Source organism: Nocardiopsis sp. MT53, from assembly GCF_019598965.1.
Classification (GTDB): domain Bacteria; phylum Actinomycetota; class Actinomycetes; order Streptosporangiales; family Streptosporangiaceae; genus Nocardiopsis; species Nocardiopsis changdeensis.
This window is the reverse complement of sequence record NZ_CP080599.1, coordinates 2,409,819-2,426,933: the sequence shown is the minus strand read 5'-3', so window position 1 is coordinate 2,426,933 and position 17,115 is coordinate 2,409,819. Positions and strand designations below refer to the sequence as shown.

The 17,115-nt window shown below is 69.7% G+C and carries 18 protein-coding genes; 13 read left to right on the top strand and 5 right to left on the bottom strand.

Going from position 1 to position 17,115, the window contains the following annotated elements:
* The first annotated feature begins 263 nt into the window (after positions 1 to 263).
* Positions 264 to 1,094 (top strand): SURF1 family protein, encoded by an 831-nt coding sequence (locus K1J57_RS10745; protein WP_220564300.1) that lies wholly within the window; start codon positions 264 to 266, stop codon positions 1,092 to 1,094.
* Here the strand turns inward: K1J57_RS10745 and K1J57_RS10740 are convergent.
* Positions 1,070 to 1,480: a DUF3817 domain-containing protein gene (locus K1J57_RS10740; RefSeq protein ID WP_220564299.1), complete on the bottom strand. Its 411-nt coding sequence runs from the start codon at positions 1,478 to 1,480 to the stop codon at positions 1,070 to 1,072. The two genes, K1J57_RS10745 and K1J57_RS10740, sit on opposite strands and share 25 nt — an antisense overlap.
* 145 nt (positions 1,481 to 1,625) lie before the next feature.
* Positions 1,626 to 3,113 (bottom strand): glycosyltransferase, encoded by a 1,488-nt coding sequence (locus K1J57_RS10735; RefSeq protein ID WP_220564298.1) that lies wholly within the window; start codon positions 3,111 to 3,113, stop codon positions 1,626 to 1,628.
* Between the two features lie 394 nt (positions 3,114 to 3,507).
* Between K1J57_RS10735 and K1J57_RS10730 the strand changes: the two genes are divergently transcribed.
* From K1J57_RS10730 to K1J57_RS10720, 3 genes are all read left to right on the top strand, one after another.
* The gene (locus K1J57_RS10730; RefSeq protein WP_255647153.1) at positions 3,508 to 4,209 is read left to right on the top strand and encodes a WbqC family protein; all 702 of its coding nucleotides are present in this window, start codon (positions 3,508 to 3,510) and stop codon (positions 4,207 to 4,209) included.
* Between the two features lie 119 nt (positions 4,210 to 4,328).
* Entirely contained in the window at positions 4,329 to 5,042 is a 714-nt protein-coding gene (locus tag K1J57_RS10725; protein ID WP_220564296.1) for a PIG-L deacetylase family protein, read from the top strand.
* A gap of 104 nt (positions 5,043 to 5,146) precedes the next feature.
* Positions 5,147 to 6,130, top strand: coding sequence for an NAD(P)-dependent oxidoreductase (locus K1J57_RS10720; RefSeq protein WP_220564295.1), 984 nt, complete (start codon positions 5,147 to 5,149; stop codon positions 6,128 to 6,130).
* Positions 6,131 to 6,439: 309 nt separating this feature from the next.
* Here K1J57_RS10720 and K1J57_RS10715 read toward each other — a convergent pair whose 3' ends face one another.
* A complete protein-coding gene (locus K1J57_RS10715) occupies positions 6,440 to 6,814 on the bottom strand; it encodes a DUF202 domain-containing protein (protein WP_220564294.1) in 375 nt (124 codons plus the stop codon).
* The gene (locus K1J57_RS10710) at positions 6,811 to 7,173 is read right to left on the bottom strand and encodes a YidH family protein (protein ID WP_220564293.1); all 363 of its coding nucleotides are present in this window, start codon (positions 7,171 to 7,173) and stop codon (positions 6,811 to 6,813) included. The genes K1J57_RS10715 and K1J57_RS10710 overlap by 4 nt, the downstream gene beginning before the upstream one ends.
* A gap of 228 nt (positions 7,174 to 7,401) precedes the next feature.
* Here K1J57_RS10710 and trxA point away from each other — a divergent pair, with 228 nt between their 5' ends.
* The 7 genes from trxA (at position 7,402) to K1J57_RS10675 (ending at position 13,663) form a co-directional block, all read left to right on the top strand.
* Positions 7,402 to 7,776, top strand: a complete 375-nt coding sequence (gene trxA, locus K1J57_RS10705; RefSeq protein WP_220564292.1) for a thioredoxin — start codon at positions 7,402 to 7,404, stop codon at positions 7,774 to 7,776.
* A 299-nt stretch (positions 7,777 to 8,075) separates the two neighbouring features.
* Positions 8,076 to 8,948: a phosphate ABC transporter ATP-binding protein PstB gene (gene pstB, locus K1J57_RS10700; protein ID WP_220564291.1), complete on the top strand. Its 873-nt coding sequence runs from the start codon at positions 8,076 to 8,078 to the stop codon at positions 8,946 to 8,948.
* A gap of 58 nt (positions 8,949 to 9,006) precedes the next feature.
* Positions 9,007 to 9,792: a response regulator transcription factor gene (locus K1J57_RS10695; protein WP_220565451.1), complete on the top strand. Its 786-nt coding sequence runs from the start codon at positions 9,007 to 9,009 to the stop codon at positions 9,790 to 9,792.
* A gap of 371 nt (positions 9,793 to 10,163) precedes the next feature.
* Complete coding sequence (gene pstS, locus K1J57_RS10690; RefSeq protein ID WP_220564290.1) at positions 10,164 to 11,255, top strand: phosphate ABC transporter substrate-binding protein PstS; 1,092 nt, start codon at positions 10,164 to 10,166, stop codon at positions 11,253 to 11,255.
* Between the two features lie 164 nt (positions 11,256 to 11,419).
* Positions 11,420 to 12,427: a phosphate ABC transporter permease subunit PstC gene (pstC, locus tag K1J57_RS10685; protein ID WP_220564289.1), complete on the top strand. Its 1,008-nt coding sequence runs from the start codon at positions 11,420 to 11,422 to the stop codon at positions 12,425 to 12,427.
* A complete protein-coding gene (gene pstA / locus K1J57_RS10680; protein WP_220564288.1) occupies positions 12,424 to 13,335 on the top strand; it encodes a phosphate ABC transporter permease PstA in 912 nt (303 codons plus the stop codon). Before pstC ends, pstA begins: the two co-directional genes overlap by 4 nt.
* Before the next feature lie 112 nt (positions 13,336 to 13,447).
* Positions 13,448 to 13,663: an EF-hand domain-containing protein gene (locus K1J57_RS10675; RefSeq protein ID WP_220564287.1), complete on the top strand. Its 216-nt coding sequence runs from the start codon at positions 13,448 to 13,450 to the stop codon at positions 13,661 to 13,663.
* Between the two features lie 76 nt (positions 13,664 to 13,739).
* On the opposite strand, the gene K1J57_RS10670 is transcribed toward K1J57_RS10675, so the two are convergent.
* A complete protein-coding gene (locus K1J57_RS10670) occupies positions 13,740 to 14,429 on the bottom strand; it encodes a spermidine synthase (protein ID WP_220564286.1) in 690 nt (229 codons plus the stop codon).
* Between the two features lie 239 nt (positions 14,430 to 14,668).
* Between K1J57_RS10670 and K1J57_RS10665 the strand changes: the two genes are divergently transcribed.
* Positions 14,669 to 16,885, top strand: coding sequence for a carbon starvation CstA family protein (locus K1J57_RS10665; RefSeq protein WP_220564285.1), 2,217 nt, complete (start codon positions 14,669 to 14,671; stop codon positions 16,883 to 16,885).
* Positions 16,886 to 16,891: 6 nt separating this feature from the next.
* Complete coding sequence (locus K1J57_RS10660) at positions 16,892 to 17,104, top strand: YbdD/YjiX family protein (RefSeq protein WP_220564284.1); 213 nt, start codon at positions 16,892 to 16,894, stop codon at positions 17,102 to 17,104.
* Positions 17,105 to 17,115: the final 11 nt, after the last annotated feature.

The following is a 17,115-nucleotide window of genomic DNA, read 5'->3' as shown; positions in this document are numbered from 1 at the left end:
ACTCCTCCCCCCTGGAGTCGCGGCCTGGAAGGTCCGCACGCGGTCGGCTCGGTGCGCTCGGCGGCCCCTGGGGCCCCGGAGCGACTTTGTCGTTCCGCGTTGATAGAGACACTACCCACCCCGACCTCGGTAGACAACCCTCTGTCACGAGAACTTACTTAAAGTGATCGCCATTCCTCCGTCGATACCGGCCCAAGCCACCGCGTGCAGTGTCAACCCGGGGTCATGACCGACTCCTCCGGAGGCGCACATAGCCTGGTCGGGTGAGATCACCGCTGCTCCGTCCCCGATGGCTCGGCATCCACCTCGGCATCCTCCTGGTCGCCGCGGTGTGCGTCGCCGGTACCGCCTGGCAGTTCGTCCGCGCCTTCGAGCCGGACCGCGAGGTCATCACCAACCCGGTGGAGGACCTCGCCGGCGCCGTGCCGCTGGACGGCCTCCTCGAACCCGGCGAGTACATGCACCCGGAGACCTTCGCCAACACGGCGGTCACCGTCACCGGGCGCTACTCCCCCGAGGAGACGCTGCTGGTGCCGCGCACCGAGGACGGCGCCCGCGGCCACGACGTCATCCTGCCGCTGGTCACCGACGACGGCGCGGCCGTCACCGTCGACCGCGGCTGGATCCCCGAGGGCGCCGCGGCCCCCGAGGTCCCCGGCGGGGAGGTGACCGTCACCGGCTGGCTGCTGCCGCCGGTCTCCGACGGCGGGTTCACCCCGGTCGCCACCGAGGACGGGACGGTGGAGCGGATCGCCACCTCGCTGCTGGTCAACGAGTGGGACCACCCCCTCTACGAGGGGTACGTCATCCTGCCCGAGGGCGACCCGGCGGCCGAGGGCCTCACGCCGGTGCCGCCGCCCGAGCCGCCCACCGGGTTCACGGTCAACTGGCGCAGCCTGAGCTACACCTTCCAGTGGGCGATGTTCGGCGTCTCCGCGCTGGTGTTCTGGGTCCTGCTGATGCGGCGCGAGCTGGCGGACGCGCGGGCCTCCGGCGACACGAAGGCCCCCTCCGAGGCGGAGGGGGCCCGGTCGGAGGAGGCCGCGGGTCCGGGGGAGCGGCCCGGGGATCAGCCGGCGGCGGCGGGCTCCTGAGCCGGGGCGGCCGCCCCGGCCTCCTTCGCCTTCTCCGCCTTCACGACACGGTGCTCGACCACGAAGCCGAGGATCGGGATGGTGCCGGCCAGCACCACACCGAGCGTCTTGGGCGCGCTCCAGCGGCGGTCCAGGGCGACCCACAGCACCACCAGCACGTACACCATGTAGATGTAGCCGTGCGGCATGGCGATGAACAGCATCAGCGGCGACTCGGGCCCGAACCAGTGGTCCAGGCCGAACGGCGCCGGCATCAGGGAGAACCGCGCGGTCTCCCCGACGAGGTACTTGGCGGGCATGGCCACGAAGGTCAGGCCCAGCAGGAAGACACCGGTCACATAGGCCAGCACCCGGTACAACCCCAACGACACACGGCTCTTGTCCACCGTTGCTCCACACCCACTCGGACGGTCTCGCACCCCGCGGAGATCCGGGGCCCTTTCCCGAGGCTAAACGCTGTCCGAAACCGGCCGTCCCCGGGGTGCCACGTGCCGTCTCCCACACCGCGCGGCGCCCCCGCGCCGCACGGTGTCACTTCTTCGAGACGCGGTCGGGGCTGGCCCACCGGCCGTCCGACCGGGCGGTCCAGGCCCGCGGGATCATCCGGAGCGTGATGAAGGCGTCCACCACCCGGATCGGGAAGAACAGCAGCCCGTACACGAGGTACGACGGCCGCCGCCGGATCGCGGCCATGACGCAGGTGAGCATGTAGTCGGGGATGAGCAGGCCCATGGCCAGCGCCGTCAGCGGCAGGAACGCCGTGACCGCCGTGAACGACGTCCCCACGAGGGGCACCGACACGAACGCCTCCCCGGCGACGGTGCCGATCAGGACGAACACGGCGACGACCGTGGTCAGCAGCAGGATGACCGAGACCACCACGACCTCGAGGATGTACAGCCCGAGGAACACCCAGAACGTGCTGGGCCAGATCCCGTGTCTGCGCACCGTCTGCCAGAATCCCAGCGTCCACCGGCCCACCTGCTTGCGGTAGTCGGAGAACGTGAACGGGTCCTGGCTGTAGGCCTTGGTGTCCGGCCGCATCGAGATCCGCCCCAGGCGCTTGTGCTGCACCTCGAACGTCATGTTGAAGTCCTCGATGACCAGGCCCTCGGGGTTGACCTCGATCTCCCGCAGCGCCTCGCTGCGGTACACGCTGGCGAAGCCGGGGACGATGAACGACGCGTTGGTGCCGCGCCAGGTCTGCCCGAACCGCATGAAGTACTGGAGCATGAAGTACAGGCGGTCGCGGTAGGCGGAGATCATCCGGCCGACGAAGGTCCGCTCACGCGGCTTCCACTCCGACACCACGAACCCGGCGACGGCGGCGACCTTGGGGTCGCGCAGCTGGCGCCGCACCCCGTCGACGTACCCCTTGTCGAGCTCGGTGTCGGCGTCGAGGATGAGCACGCCGTCGTAGTTCTCGGTGAGCGCGAACTCCTCGATGACGGCCTCGATGGCCCCGGCCTTGCCGCGGTTGGTGAGCAGCTCCAGGACGTTGACGCCGGTCTTGGCGGCGATCTCGGCGGTGGAGTCCTTGGAGGAGTCCGACACGACGTAGATGTCCCACCGGGGGAACAGGCCCAGCGCCGAGCCAATGGCCCCGTGGATGACCGGTTCCTCGTTGTGGGCGGGGATGACCACGGCGATGGTGGCGTCCCGGGGGCCGTCCCCGGCCTCCGGGGCGTGATCGCCCTCGGTCCCGGCGTCCCCGGAGGGGCCGCCGGCGCCGACGAGGACGCGTTCGCGGGAGCGGACGGCCCGGCGTTCGTCGGCCGCGGCGCCGCGCCGCAGCACGGCGCGGACGGAGTCGTCCCCCAGGCGCAGCAGCCCGACGGCGGTCCAGAGCAGAAGGTTGGCGCCGAAGGCGAGCCACAGGAACACGTACCCGACGGGGCCGAGTCCGGCCGCGGCGGCCATGTCGGTCGCGAAGTCGAGCCAGAAGACGAAGAGCGCGGCGGCAAGTGCCAGGGCGATGAGCCCGATCAGCAGGCCGCCGACGAAACGCACGATACGCACAGCCTTGGGACCCCTCCCGAAAGTCAGCGGTTTCGGACCGACAATAACCCGCTAAGTCGGCGTTAGGTTGACGCCCTGCCACCTGGAGGGGTTCACCCGAGTTCGCGTCCTATGTAGGCCACGGAAATCGTATACACGGGCTTGCGTGAAGTGGTACCCATTAGAAGATATTTGAGATCGGGGACCGGGGGCGCACGCGCCGTCGGTTTATCCCCGGACGGCCCCGATACGCGGGGGCCCACGTGTTCCGAGACGGACGGAGACAAGGAGAGTGCCCGGCGTGATCGGCGACCCTGCTTCCCCATCACCCGATCCTGCTCCCGCCGCCTCGGATCGAGAACCCGGCTCCGGCCCGCTGACCGGCCGGGACACCTCCCCGGACCGGCGCGTCCGGGTGGCGGTCCACCAGCCGCACTACCTGCCCTGGCTGGGAACGGTCGACAAACTCGACCGTTGCGACCTCTTCGTCTTCCTCGACACGGTGCAGTTCGAGCGCCGCGGATGGCAGAACCGGAACTATGTGGCCGGACGTGGCCGCCCGGTGCTATTGACGGTTCCCGTGACCCAGGGCAGTCGAGACGACCGCATTCTGGACAAAGAGATTGACAACAACCAGAAATGGAGGGCAAAGCACCTCAAGGCACTGGCAGAACACTGTTACCCCAAGACGCCCTACTGGAACGAGTACAAGGAAGAAATCGCCCACCTGTACGAGACCGAGTGGGACGACCTCGCGACCCTGGCCATCGCCACGACGCGGATGGTGATGCGCGGATTCGGCATCGACACGCCGGTCCTGCGCGCGAGCGAGATCGGTGACTTCCCCGGCCGCAAGACCGAGCTGCTGGCCCAGATCTGCGCGAAGACCGGAGCGGACGTCCTGCTGTCCGGCGACGGGGCCCGGGGCTACCTCGACCCGCAGATCCTGCTCCGCTACGGGATCGACGTCGAGTGGCAGGGGTTCCGGCACCCGGTCTACCGCCAGCACCAGCGGGAGCCCGAGGACTTCGCCCCCCGGCTGTCGGCGATCGACCTGCTGCTCAACGCGGGTCCGGACGCCCTGGAGATCCTCCGTCGGGCGAGAGCACAGAGCTGATCTCACACGAGCCGATCTCCCCGTGGCGGCACCGCGGCCGCCGTGTCACCCGGGGCACCCCGCAGCCGTACCGCTCGCGGGCGCGCGCCCCAACACTCGGTAAAGGACGGGAAACCAGCATGACGACGGACTGGTCCCAGGAACGCATCCTGGTCTTCGCACCACACCCGGACGACGAGACGCTCGGCTGCGGCGGCCTCATGAGCAAGGCCAAGGCCGAGGGCGCCGAGGTCTTCGTGCAGTTCATGACCGTCGGGGACACCGCAGACCAGTCGCCGAAGGGTTTCTCCACCGCGGAGGAGCGCTACGCGGAGATCAAGAAGGTCGCCGACCACTTCCGCTGGGACGACTGGCACATGGCGCTGCCCGGCGACGAGTACCACCTGAGACTGGACGCCGTCCCCCGCGTGGAGCTCACCCAGATCATCGAGAGCACCAGCCCGCTGGCCGTCTCGCGGCTGCGGCCGACCGTGGTCATCGCCCCCCACCGGACCAGCTACAACCAGGACCACCAGGCCACGGCCGAAGCGGTGCACACCGCCCTGCGCCCGTCCGACAGGGAGCTGCGCCACCACCCCCGCCTGGTGCTCGCCTACGAGGAGGCCGCCGACCAGTGGCGGCTGGAGCAGGCGCCCTCGCCCAACCTCATCGTGGAACTGTCCGAGAAGGAGGTGGGGGACAAACTCCTCGGCATGGAGCTGTACGGGTCGCAGAGCCACCGGCACCCGCACACCCGCTCGGAGTTGACCCTGCGCAGCCTGGCCGTCCTACGGGGCATGCAGGCCGGCGTCGCCTTCGGCGAGGGCTTCCACATCCTGCGCTGTCTGGCCTGAGCGGCGCCGGGCCCCGCCCCGGCACCGGAACCCCCCACCCATCCCATTTCGCGTCATCTCCCCAGTGAAGAAACAAGTCAACGCCTGAAAATGGAGGGGAAACCATGAAGGCTGTGGTCACCGGAGGAGCCGGCTTCATCGGCTCCCACCTGTGCGACCGCCTCGTCGCACAGGGGCACGAGGTGGTCGTCCTGGACGACCTTTCGACCGGGTCCCTACAGAACCTGGTCCAACTGGAGGGCTCACCCGGGTTCCGCTTCGTACAAGGGGACATCCTGGACCGGGACCTGGTCGACGACCTGGTCTCGCACGCCGACACGGTGTTCCACCTGGCCGCGGCGGTGGGCGTCTACAACATCGTCGACGCGCCGCTGAGGTCGCTGCGGATCAACCTGCACGGCACCGAGAACGTGGTGGAGGCCGCGGTCCGCCACCGGGTGCCCTACATGGTCGCGTCCACCAGCGAGGTCTACGGCAAGAACGACGCCGACGGGCTCAAGGAGGACGACGACCGGATCTACGGCTCGCCGACCAAGAGCCGCTGGTCCTACGCCGCGGCCAAGGGGCTGGACGAGCTGGTGGCCTACGTGCACGGCTCCGAGTCCGGCGTCCCGTGCGTGATCACCCGCTTCTTCAACGTGGTGGGGCCCCGCCAGACCGGCCGCTACGGCATGGTCGTGCCCCGGTTCGTCGACCAGGCGCTCGCGGGCCGGCCCATCACCGTCTACGGCACCGGGACGCAGCGCCGCTGCTTCGGCTCGGTGTTCGACGTGGTGCCCGGCATGCTGGAGCTGATGGACACCCCGGCGGCCTACAACCGGGCGGTCAACCTGGGCGGGCACGAGGAGGTGTCCATCAAGGGGCTGGCCGACCGCGTCGTGGAGCTGACCGGCTCGGACAGCGAGATCGTCTACATCGACTACGACGAGGCCTACGGCGAGGGCTACGAGGACATGCAGCGCCGCTACCCCGACACCTCGCTGGCCAAGGACCTGATCGGCTACGAGCCGACCCGCGACCTCAACGCCATCATCAACTCGATCGTGGAGCACCGCCGGGCGCAGGCCACCGTCCCGCAGCCCGCCTAGCACCGGCCCGCTCCCGCCCGGACCGGGTCCGGAGCGGACGCCTCCCGCCTCTCGCCCGCCGAGGGCGTCCCACTCCATCCCCGCTCATGGAGACCTCCCCGCCGAGGGGGTCCGCTCTCCCCCCTGCCCCGGGGAGACGGCAGAGACGACGGCGCCCCGCAGGGGGCGGCGACCGCCCGTACCGTGCGAACACGATCGTCCGCCCGCAGGCGCGGGCCCCGGCCCTCCGGGACCGGCGGCCGACCGCGGTGCGGACGGGCCGTGACGGTGGCCCCTCCCGCCGGGACCCCGTCCGGTCCGGGGACACGGTCAGCCGGCGAGCACCGCCGCGATCTGGACGAGGGCCAGCACCAGGACGGACGCGCACAGCAGGACCATGGCCCAGGGCGCGGACACCGCGCGCGGCGGCCCGCCGGTGCCGGCGGGATCGCGCAGGCCCTCGCGGCTGCGGCGCCAGCGCAGCCACAGGTGCAGGCCCACGATGGCGGCGACGAACAGGAAGGCGATCATCAGCGCCATCCGGACCACGGGCGGCGCCTGGGGGATCGGGTTCGCCCCGGTGGTCAGCTCGCCGCGCAGGAACAGCAGCCCCACCACCACCAGCAGGATCAGGGTGCGCTGCCACGCGAGCAGGGTGCGCTCGGGCTGTAGGCCCGGGTCCTCCCGGTCGATCGGGTTGCTCACAACAGATGCCCCAAAAGCACCACCAGGCACACCAGCCCCACCGCGAACGTGGTCAGCAGCGGCAGCACGCTCATCCTCAGGGTGCCGCCGTCGCGCATGATGCGCTGGACCCGGTACCAGCGCATCGGGGCGTAGACGGTGATGACCGCGGCCAGGACGGCCAGGGTCAGGCCGACCACCGTGCGCGGCCCCGCGTCCCAGCCCAGGGGGAGCAGGTGCAGGACGGCCACCGCTCCGGCCAGCAGGGCCAGCGCGGTGCGCACCCAGGCGAGGAAGGTGCGCTCGTTGGCCAGGGTGAAGCGGTAGTCGACGGGGTCTCCACCCTCTTTGGTGTCCGCGTCGGCCGTGTCAGCACCCATCGGAGTCCCCCTCTTCTCTCCTGTCCCGCCACCGTAGCCCCATCTTCACTTTCCACCCAAACAGGTATTGACCACGTGTTGTGTAGGAAACTTCCAGTTCAGTCCGGACTCCGGGTACTCCCTGCGAGCATGTGGAACAAACGAGTGGGCACGATCGCTGTAGTCCACCAAGAGGAGGACGGCCCGGTCCGACCGGTCCGTCCGACACCGACAGATGCAGGAGATTCCGTGGCCACCGTCGAACTCACCAAGGACAACTTCGCGGACACGCTGAAGGACAACGACTTCGTCCTCATCGACTTCTGGGCGGACTGGTGCGGTCCCTGCCGGCAGTTCGCCCCGGTCTTCGAGCAGTCCTCGGTGAAGAACGCCGACATCGTGCACGCCAAGGTGGACACCGAGGCCCAGCGCGAGCTGGCCTTCGAGTTCAAGATCCAGTCCATCCCGACCCTGATGATCGTGCGGGACCAGACCGTCATCTACAGCGAGCCGGGCGCCCTGCCGTCGGAGGCGCTGGAGAGCCTGATCACCCAGGCCCGCGAGCTGGACATGGAAGAGGTCAGGCAGAAGATCGCCGAGCAGTCCGGCGAAGCGGGCGCCTGACCGGGCGGCCCCGCGCAGAGCACCGGTGCCCCGGCCCAGCGGCCGGGGCACCGCCGTGTCCGGACCCCTCCGGCCGCTCACCAGGCCGGATCCGGCTCCGCGGAACCGATCCGTGCGGTTCGGTGACCGGTGGGCAACGGTCCGCGTCATCACACATCCGAGTCCACCGCCCACGTTCATCCGTGCCACGGGGATCGTTCACCGTCACTTCACCCGGACATATTTGCATGGGTTCGACCGCGCCCCGGCGGTTCACCCCCCATGAGCCCGCAAGCACCGTCCGACCCGGAAGTGGCACCATGTCCATCAGCAACACCGCGTCCACTCGTGGCACCGACTCCGGTCGCGGAGTCGCCCCCGACACCGTCCGGTACAACCGCGAGGTGCCCGGGCTGGGAGACCCCGTCTTCGACGTCTCCGGCCTCTCCATCTACTACGGCTCCAACAAGGCCGTGCGCGACGTCGACCTCAAGGTCGGCCCGCGCCAGATCACCGCGATGATCGGCCCCTCCGGCTGCGGCAAGAGCACGGTGCTGCGGACGCTCAACCGGATGAACGACCTCATCCCCGGCGCCCGCGTCGAGGGCAGGGTCGAGTACCACGGCGAGGACCTGTACGCCCCGCACGTCGACCCCATCGAGGTCCGCCGGCGCATCGGGATGGTCTTCCAGAAGCCCAACCCGTTCCCCAAGTCGATCTACGACAACGTCGCCTACGGACCCCGCATCAACGGCATGCGCGGCAACATGGACGACCTGGTCGAGGAGACCCTCACCAAGGCCGCCCTGTGGGACGAGGTCAAGGACAAGCTCAAGGAGAGCGCCTTCGCCCTCTCCGGCGGCCAGCAGCAGCGCCTCTGCATCGCGCGGACCGTCGCGGTGAACCCCGAGGTCATCCTCATGGACGAGCCGTGCTCGGCACTGGACCCGATCGCCACGCTCAAGATCGAGGACCTGATGTACGAGCTGGCGGCCGAGTACACGATCGTCATCGTCACCCACAACATGCAGCAGGCCGCGCGCGTCTCCGACCGCACCGCGTTCTTCACCGCGGGCGTCGACGAGAAGGGCGAGCGCTACGGCAGCCTGGTGGAGTTCGACGAGACCGCCACCATCTTCAGCAAGCCGGCCGACCAGCGCACCGAGGACTACATCTCCGGCCGCTTCGGCTGATCGGAAAGCCCCGCAGACCTCTTCGACACGCCCTCCCCGACGAAGTGGAACCATGACCATGACCGCGCTCCCCGCCTCCACGTCCGTCCCCCGTCCCGCGGGCGCCCCGGACGACGCGGTGGAGCGCGCGGAAGGCCCGCTGCGGGTCCTGCTGGTGGAGCCGGAGTCGGAGCAGTCGCACCAGCTGGTGCTCTCGCTCAGCGGCCACGACGTGGACATCACCGTGTGCGTCGACGGGGCCGAGGCCCTGCTGCGGGTGGGGCTGCTGCGCCCGGACACGATCGTCACCAGCGCCACCCCGCCCGAGGTCGACCTGGAGACGCTGGTGCGGGTGACCCGGCGCGCGACCGACATCCCGATCCTCATCGGAGTGGGCCCCGGCGACTCCCAGCGCGCGCTGCGCGCGCTGGCCGCCGGGGCCACCGCCTGCGTCAACCGGCCCTACCGCATCCCGGAGCTGGCCGCGCTGCTGCGCGGCTCGCTGCCGGGGGTGGACGGCCACCACTCCCTGGAGCACGTCTCCGGCCCCGGCACGTCGCTGCGCTCGGGCGCCCTGGAGCTGGACGCCCTGGGGCACCGGCTGTTCGTGGACGGCCATCCGGTGGACCTGGCGCTTCGGGAGTTCGGGATCATGGACTTCCTGCTGCGCCACCACGGCCGGGTGGTCAGCCGCGAGGAGCTGTGGACCGAGGTCTGGCACAAGCCGCTGCCCCCGGTGAACAACACCATCGCCGTGCACATCCGCCGGCTGCGCCACAAGCTGGGTGACTCCGAGGCCCGTCCGAGGTTCATCCACACCGTGCGCGGAATCGGCTACCGATTGGACACTGCGAACGGCGGATAAGCATGCTCTGAACTTTCTCCAAGGGTCCCCCGGCACGTCCGGGGCGACCCCTTGTTCATGTTCGCGTCACTTCTCTCGAAGACGCACGCGAAAGTGAATGATCGAAAAATCCCCAATATCGGCGCGATGACCCCGCACTCCCCGCTCTACTTGGCATACCCGCAGGTCATCACAGTGGGATTCGCCACGGCGACACCCCGGACACAGAACCATCACACGCCGCTCGTTACCGGAATGTGACCACCATTCACCCTCCATTCACCCGACTTCCACCGAAGGTCTGCCATTTCGATGGCGACACGACTTTCTCCGCGTTTAACGTCGTTTCACGTCAGCCCCGACAGCGGTGATTCAACGAGGAGAACTTCGACATGCGCAACGGGCGTTCCAAGCTCGCCGTCCTGGCGGCCATCCCCCTGCTCGCCACTGCGTGCGGCGGCGGAGGCGACACCGGTGGTGACACCGGCGGTGACGCTGCCGCCGAGCAGCTCAGCGCTTCGCTGACCGGCGCGGGCGCCAGCTTCCCCGACCCGCTCTTCCAGGACCTGATCTACACCTACAACCAGGACGTCCAGCCCGGCGTCCAGATCAACTACCAGAGCGTCGGCTCCGGTGCCGGTGTGGAGCAGTTCCTGGAGCAGACCGTCGACTTCGGCTCCTCCGAGGAGCCCCTGGACGACGAGGACCTGGCCGCCGCCCAGGAGGCCCGCAGCTGCGAGGCCGTCCAGTTCCCGGTGGTCTTCGGCGCCGTGGTCATCGCGTTCAGCAACGAGGCCCTGGACGGCCTGGTCCTGGACGCCGAGACGATCGCCGGGATCTACTCCCGCGAGATCACCACCTTCGACGACCCGGCGATCGCCGAGCTCAACCCCGACATGGAACTGCCGAGCGACGAGATCATCCCGGTCCACCGCTCCGACAGCTCCGGCACCACCTACGTGTTCAGCCACTACCTGTCCACCGAGGTCGAGTCCTGGGCCGACGAGTACGGCGAGGGCAAGGAGCTCGACTGGGCCGACGGCCTGGTCGGCGGCCAGCAGAACGACGGCGTCACCCAGGGCATCACCCAGAACCCCGGCGGTATCGGCTACGTCAACCAGTCCTACGCCCAGGAGGCCGGACTGGCCGTCGCCCACATCGTGAACGAGGACGGCACCCCGATCGAGCCCACCCTGGAGGCCACCATGGCCGCCTCCGAGGAGGTCGAGGTCCCGGACAACTTCCAGTTCGCGATCGACAACGTCGGCGGTGACGGCTACCCGATCGCCGGCTCCAACTGGATCTTCACCTACACCTGCGGCTACGAGCAGGCCAACGCCGACGCGATCATCGACTTCTGGACCTGGGCGCTGACCGACCAGAGCGCCCGCGACCTCGCCGGCGAGCTGGGCTACGCCCCCCTGGGCGAGGCCCTGACCGACCGCGTCGTCGCCGAGCTGGAGAAGACCAACTCCGCCAACTAGCGCGGCCCCCTCCCCGAGGCGCGAGGTTCCCCTCCCCCTCCCGGAGACCCTCCGCGGCGGCCGGGCCGACCGGCCCGGCCGCCGCCCTTCCACCCCTCTTCCGCCCCGTGGTGCCGGGGCGGGGACGCTCTCCACTCCCCACGAAAGCCACAGAGGAGAAGCACATGTCCACCGAGGCCCCCGAGGCCCCGCAGGCCCCCGAGGACTCCCCACGGAGGACCTTGTCGGCCGGCAGAGGGCGCCTGGCCGACCCGATCTTCAAGTGGACGGTCGCCGCCTGCGGGACCGTCGTGCTGGTCATCCTGGCGCTGATGGTCGTCCGGACGACCACCGAGGCCTGGCCGGTGTTCGCCAAGGAGGGCTTCTTCGGCTTCCTCCTCGGGGAGGACTGGACGGCGGGCGGCTCCCGGACCGAGATCACCGGTACCTACGGCGCCTGGCCGTTCATCTACGGCACCCTGGTCACCGCGACCATCGCGATCGTCATCGCGCTGCCGCTGTCCATCATGGTCGCCGTCTACCTCACCCACATGGCCCCGCGCCGCATCGCCAAGCCGCTCTCCTACACGGTGGAGCTGCTGGCCGCGGTGCCCAGCGTCATCTTCGGCCTCTGGGGCCTGCACTGGTTCCTGCCGAACGTGATGCGGCCCTTCTTCGACCTGGTCGAGTCGACCCTGGGCTGGTTCTTCCTCTTCGAGGGCCCGGTGCGCGGCGTCGGCTACTTCCCCGCCGGGATCGTGCTGGCCATCATGATCCTGCCGATCATGACCGCCATCATCCGCGAGGTCATCGTGGTGCAGCCGCTGGAGCAGCAGATGGCCGGCTACGCGCTGGGCTCCACCCGGTGGGAGGTCATCACCAAGGTGGTGCTGCCCGCCAGCTTCTCCGGCATCGTCGCCGCGACCATGCTGGGCCTGGGCCGCGCCCTCGGCGAGACCATCGCCGTCCTGATGCTGATCGGCGGCTCCCAGTCCTGGGGCGCCAGCCTCTTCGGCGCCGGCAGCAGCATGGCCTCGCACATCGCCGCGACCTTCGGCGAGTCCTCGCCGGAGACCCGGACGGCGCTGATGGCGATCGGTGTCGCCCTCTTCCTCGTCACGATGATCATCAACGTCCTGGCCCGCGTCGTCGTGTGGCGCCTGGGGCAGTTCACGGGAGACGCCGCCGTATGAGCACCGCGACCACCACACCCCCGACCCCGGCGCAGCACGTCCCGCTGAGCGTGCGCCCGCCCGGCACCGGCTACCGGCGGTTCAAGAACCGCGCGGCCACGGTCGTCCTGACCGGCGCGATGATCCTCGCGATGATCCCGCTGTTCCTCATCATCTTCGAGGTCACCCGGCGCGGCATCGGCGTGGTGAACCTGGAGTTCTTCACCGCCACCGAGCCCCCGCCCCGGCGCGAGGGCGGCGGCTACGCCGCCGGGTTCTTCGGCACGCTGTACATCATGGCGCTGGCCGTCGCGATGTCGATCCCGTTCGGCATCGCCACCGCCGTGTACATCGTGGAGTTCGGCCCCAACCGCCTGACCGGCGCGATCCGGTTCTTCACCGACGTCATGACCGGCATCCCGTCGATCTTCGTGGGTCTGTTCGTCTACGGCCTGCTGGTGATCGGCTGGGGGGCGATGGGCTTCGGCACGTTCGTGGGCGCCGTCGCGATCGCGGTGATGATGCTGCCGATCGTCACACGCTCGGCGGAGGAGATGCTGCGGCTGGTCCCGGACGAGATCCGCAACGCCAGCTACGGCCTGGGCGCCCGCAAGTGGCAGACCATCGTCCACACGGTGCTGCCCGCCGCCGCCCCGGGCCTGACCACCGGCTCGATGCTGGCGATCGCCCGCGGTATCGGCGAGACCGCGCCGCTGCTGCTGACGGCGTTCGGCACCGGCATCATCGTCACCGCGTTCCAGGGCTCCCCCCAGGGCGCCGTGCCGATGCAGCTGTACCGCGGCGCGGCCCAGCCGTTCGAGGCGGGCATCGACCGCGCGTGGGGTGCGGCGCTGTGCCTGTTCCTGCTGGTGCTGCTGTTCACGGTCATCGCCCGCTGGATCGGCTCCCGGGCCTCGGTCGGCAAGTGACCTGAACACGCCCCCCGAACGAAGGGCCGCCCCGGTGCGAGAACCGCCCGGTGCGGCCCTTCGTCCTACCGGTAGCCTTTCCGCACCAACGGACCCCCGACTGGGAGAGACAATGCCCGAGACCTCCGAGTACGCCGCCACGTTCGCCCTCGTGGACGCCGACGGCGACGGCCGCATCACCGCCTCCGAGCTGGTCGCCCTCATGCGCAACCTCGGCGACGAGTGCACCGACGAGCAGGCCGCCGAAACGGTGAGCGCCATGGACTCCGACGGCGACTCCCGCATCTCCCTGGAGGAGTTCGCCCGCTTCATGTCCTCCCGCGGCTGAGGCCCCCGCCGTGCCCGCCCCCTGACCGCGGTCCCGGCGGCGGGCACGGCGTCCCGCGGCCGGAACCGCTCCGCGGTCAGGCCTCCCGGGCGAGGTAGACGGTGTCGGGGATGCTGTGGGCCACCGTCACCTCGATCGCCTCCACGTGGGTGAAGCGCTCGCGCAGCAGGGCCTCGAAGGACTCCACCGGGTTGGCGCTCCAGAACGCCAGCACCCCGCCCGGGGCCAACAGCCCCTTGAGCAGGTCCAGCCCCGCCGCCCGGTACAGCCGGCCGTTGGCCTCGGTCACGGTCCAGTCCGGGCCGTTGTCGGTGTCCAGGCAGATCGCGTCGTAGCGCTGCGGCCGCCCGGCCGCCGCCTCCGTCCAGGCGACGATGTCGGCGTTGTGCACCCGGCAGCGGGGGTCGCGGTGCACGTAGCCCGCGGCCTCGCCCAGTTCGCCGTCGTGCCAGGCGATGACCTGCGGCTCCAGCTCGACGACCTCCACCAGGGAGACCCGGGGGTCGTCCAGCGCCTCCCGCGCCGAGAAGCCCACCCCCAGGCCGCCGATGAGGACCCGCGCCCGGCCGCGCCCCCGCGGCAGCGCCGCCAGGCTCGCGCGCACCATCTCGCGCTCCGAGGTGCCGTCCCGGGTGTCCATGAGGAACACCCCGTTGCTGTAGATCTCGTAGTGCGCGCCCACCCGGCGCAGCACCAGGTCTCCGCCCGTCTCACCCGTGACGCGGGCGAGCGTCTCCTTCTCCTCCGCCACCTGTGGTGTCTCCATTCCGCCATTGTGCCCGCCCGCGCACCCACCGTGTCGGCCGGACCGGAAAGCCGTACGGGCAGGGCACGCGCGGTTCTCCCCACTTACCAGATGGTTTCGGGAAAGTTCCCAAAGTATTGAATCTGCAATGCAACCGATTCCTTTGTGACGCCCGCAACACGGGTAGGTCCTGCACGATTGTCGCGATATGGCTCCCGGATTCCTCCCCGGGTTCCCGACAGGTTAGAGAGAAGGATCAGATGTCCTCTGTTCCGGTCAATGGCAAGGCGGGGCCCCCGCCGGCGCCGGACAAGCCGAAGTGGACACCACAGAGCATCGCCGTCTGGGCCGGCGTCGCCCTCGTGGGAGCGGTCGCGTGGGGCGTGATCGCCATCGGCAGAGGCGAGGAGATCTCGGCCGCCTGGCTGATCTTCGCCGCGCTCGCCTCCTACGCCATCGCCTACCGCTTCTACGCACGGTTCATCCAGTACAAGGTGCTGATGGCCGACCCGACCCGGGCCACCCCGGCCGAGCGCCTCAACAACGGCGCCGACTACCACCCGACCGACCGCCGGGTGCTCTACGGCCACCACTTCGCCGCCATCGCCGGCGCCGGACCCCTCGTCGGCCCGGTCCTCGCGGCGCAGATGGGCTTCATGCCCGGCACCATCTGGATCATCCTGGGTGTGATCTTCGCGGGTGCCGTGCAAGACATGGTCGTGCTGTTCTTCTCCACCCGCCGCAACGGCCGCTCGCTCGGCCAGATGGCGCGCGAGGAGATCGGCCCGGTCGGCGGCATCGCCGCGCTCATCGCGGTGCTGTCCATCATGATCATCCTGCTGGCCGTGCTGGCCATGGTCGTCGTGAACGCCCTGGCCGAGTCGCCGTGGGGCGCGTTCTCGCTGATCATGACCATCCCCATCGCCCTGTTCATGGGCGTGTACCTGCGGTTCGTCAGGCCCGGCAAGGTCATGGAGACCTCCGCCATCGGCGTCGTCCTGCTGCTGCTGTCCATCGTCGGCGGCGGCTGGGTGGCCGAGCACGCGGTGCTGAGCGAGGTCTTCCTCTTCAGCAAGAACGAACTGACCATCGGCCTGATCGTCTACGGCTTCGTCGCCTCGGTGCTGCCCGTGTGGCTGCTGCTGGCGCCGCGCGACTACCTGTCGACCTTCATGAAGGTCGGCGTGGTCGTCCTGCTCGCGGTGTCCATCCTCATCGCGATGCCGTCGCTGCAGCTGCCGCGGTTCACCGAGTTCGCGTTCAACGGCCAGGGCCCCGTGGTGGCCGGGCCGCTGTTCCCGTTCGTGTTCATCACGATCGCCTGCGGTGCGCTGTCGGGATTCCACGCGCTGATCTCCTCGGGCACCACGCCCAAGCTCATCGAGAAGGAGACCCAGGTCCGCATGATCGGGTACGGCTCGATGCTCACCGAGTCGTTCGTGGCCGTCATGGCGCTGATCACCGCGTGCATCATCGACCCCGGCGTGTACTTCGCGATGAACATGCCGATGAACGCCCTGGGCGGCAGCGTGGAGTCCGCCGCGCAGACCGTCAGCCAGCTCGGCTTCACGGTGGACGCGGCGACGCTGCAGCAGATCGCGACGAACATCGGCGAGAGCGAGATCATCGCCCGGACCGGCGGCGCGCCGACGTTCGCGCTGGGTGCCGCGACGATCTTCTCCAACGTGTTCGGCGGCCAGGCCATGATGGCGTTCTGGTACCACTTCGCCGTCATGTTCGAGGCGCTGTTCATCCTCACCACCGTCGACGCCGGAACCCGCGTCGGCCGATTCATGCTCCAGGACACCCTGGGCAACGTGTACAAGCCGATGCGCGACACGAGCTGGCGGCCCGGCGCGTGGATCTGCAGCGCGCTGATCGTCGGCGGCTGGGGCTACTTCCTGTGGGCGGGCGTGAACGACCCGCTGGGCGGTATCAACCAGCTGTTCCCGCTGTTCGGCATCGCGAACCAGCTGCTGGCGGCGATCGCCCTGGCGGTGTGCACCACGCTGATCATCAAGTCCGGCAGGGCCAAGTACGCCTGGGTCACCCTGGTGCCGCTGGCCTGGGACGCGGTGGTCACCCTGACCGCGAGCTACCAGAAGGTGTTCTCCGACGACCCGAAGATCGGGTTCTTCGCCCAGCGCAGCCAGTTCTCCGAGGCGCTCGCCAACGGCGAGCCCGGGGTGGGCGCGGTGCAGGGCGAGGAGGCCATGCGCCAGGTGGTCGTGAACACGACGGTCCAGGGCACGCTGTCGGTGCTGTTCGCGCTGCTGGTGGTCATCATCCTGGCCGACTCGGTCCGGGTGTGGATCAAGGCGCTGCGCGCCCCGGAGGGCACGCTGCCCATCACCGAGATCCCGTACGAGAGGTCCAAGACCTGGGCCCCGGACGGGCTCATCCCGAGCCGTGAGGAGCGCGAGTACGCTCGGCAGCTGGAGAGCGTGGGCGGTTCCTCCGAGGAGAAGAAGGAGTAGCGGACGATGACGACGGGCTCGGCACTCGGTCCGAGGCTGCTGCACGGACTGCGCGAGGCGTGGCAGATCGCCCGCGGGGTCGTGGGCGAGCGGGCCTACGAGATCTACCTGGAGCACCACAACCGGGAGCACCCGGGCGAGGAGCCCATGAGCGAGCGCGTCTTCTGGCGCCACCACACGGACAAGGGCGACACGAATCCCGGGTCGCGCTGCTGCTAGGTGACGGGGGT

Excerpts from the sequence above, each read along its gene's own strand:
- K1J57_RS10725 (WP_220564296.1), top strand. The coding sequence starts at position 4,329 with ATGACGACGGACTGGTCCCAGGAACGCATCCTGGTCTTCGCACCACAC.
- K1J57_RS10720 (WP_220564295.1), top strand. The coding sequence starts at position 5,147 with ATGAAGGCTGTGGTCACCGGAGGAGCCGGCTTCATCGGCTCCCACCTG.
- K1J57_RS10710 (WP_220564293.1), bottom strand. The coding sequence starts at position 7,173 with ATGGGTGCTGACACGGCCGACGCGGACACCAAAGAGGGTGGAGACCCC.
- pstB (WP_220564291.1), top strand. The coding sequence starts at position 8,076 with ATGTCCATCAGCAACACCGCGTCCACTCGTGGCACCGACTCCGGTCGC.
- K1J57_RS10695 (WP_220565451.1), top strand. The coding sequence starts at position 9,007 with ATGACCGCGCTCCCCGCCTCCACGTCCGTCCCCCGTCCCGCGGGCGCC.
- pstS (WP_220564290.1), top strand. The coding sequence starts at position 10,164 with ATGCGCAACGGGCGTTCCAAGCTCGCCGTCCTGGCGGCCATCCCCCTG.
- pstC (WP_220564289.1), top strand. The coding sequence starts at position 11,420 with ATGTCCACCGAGGCCCCCGAGGCCCCGCAGGCCCCCGAGGACTCCCCA.
- pstA (WP_220564288.1), top strand. The coding sequence starts at position 12,424 with ATGAGCACCGCGACCACCACACCCCCGACCCCGGCGCAGCACGTCCCG.
- K1J57_RS10675 (WP_220564287.1), top strand. The coding sequence starts at position 13,448 with ATGCCCGAGACCTCCGAGTACGCCGCCACGTTCGCCCTCGTGGACGCC.
- K1J57_RS10670 (WP_220564286.1), bottom strand. The coding sequence starts at position 14,429 with ATGGAGACACCACAGGTGGCGGAGGAGAAGGAGACGCTCGCCCGCGTC.
- K1J57_RS10665 (WP_220564285.1), top strand. The coding sequence starts at position 14,669 with ATGTCCTCTGTTCCGGTCAATGGCAAGGCGGGGCCCCCGCCGGCGCCG.
- K1J57_RS10660 (WP_220564284.1), top strand. The coding sequence starts at position 16,892 with ATGACGACGGGCTCGGCACTCGGTCCGAGGCTGCTGCACGGACTGCGC.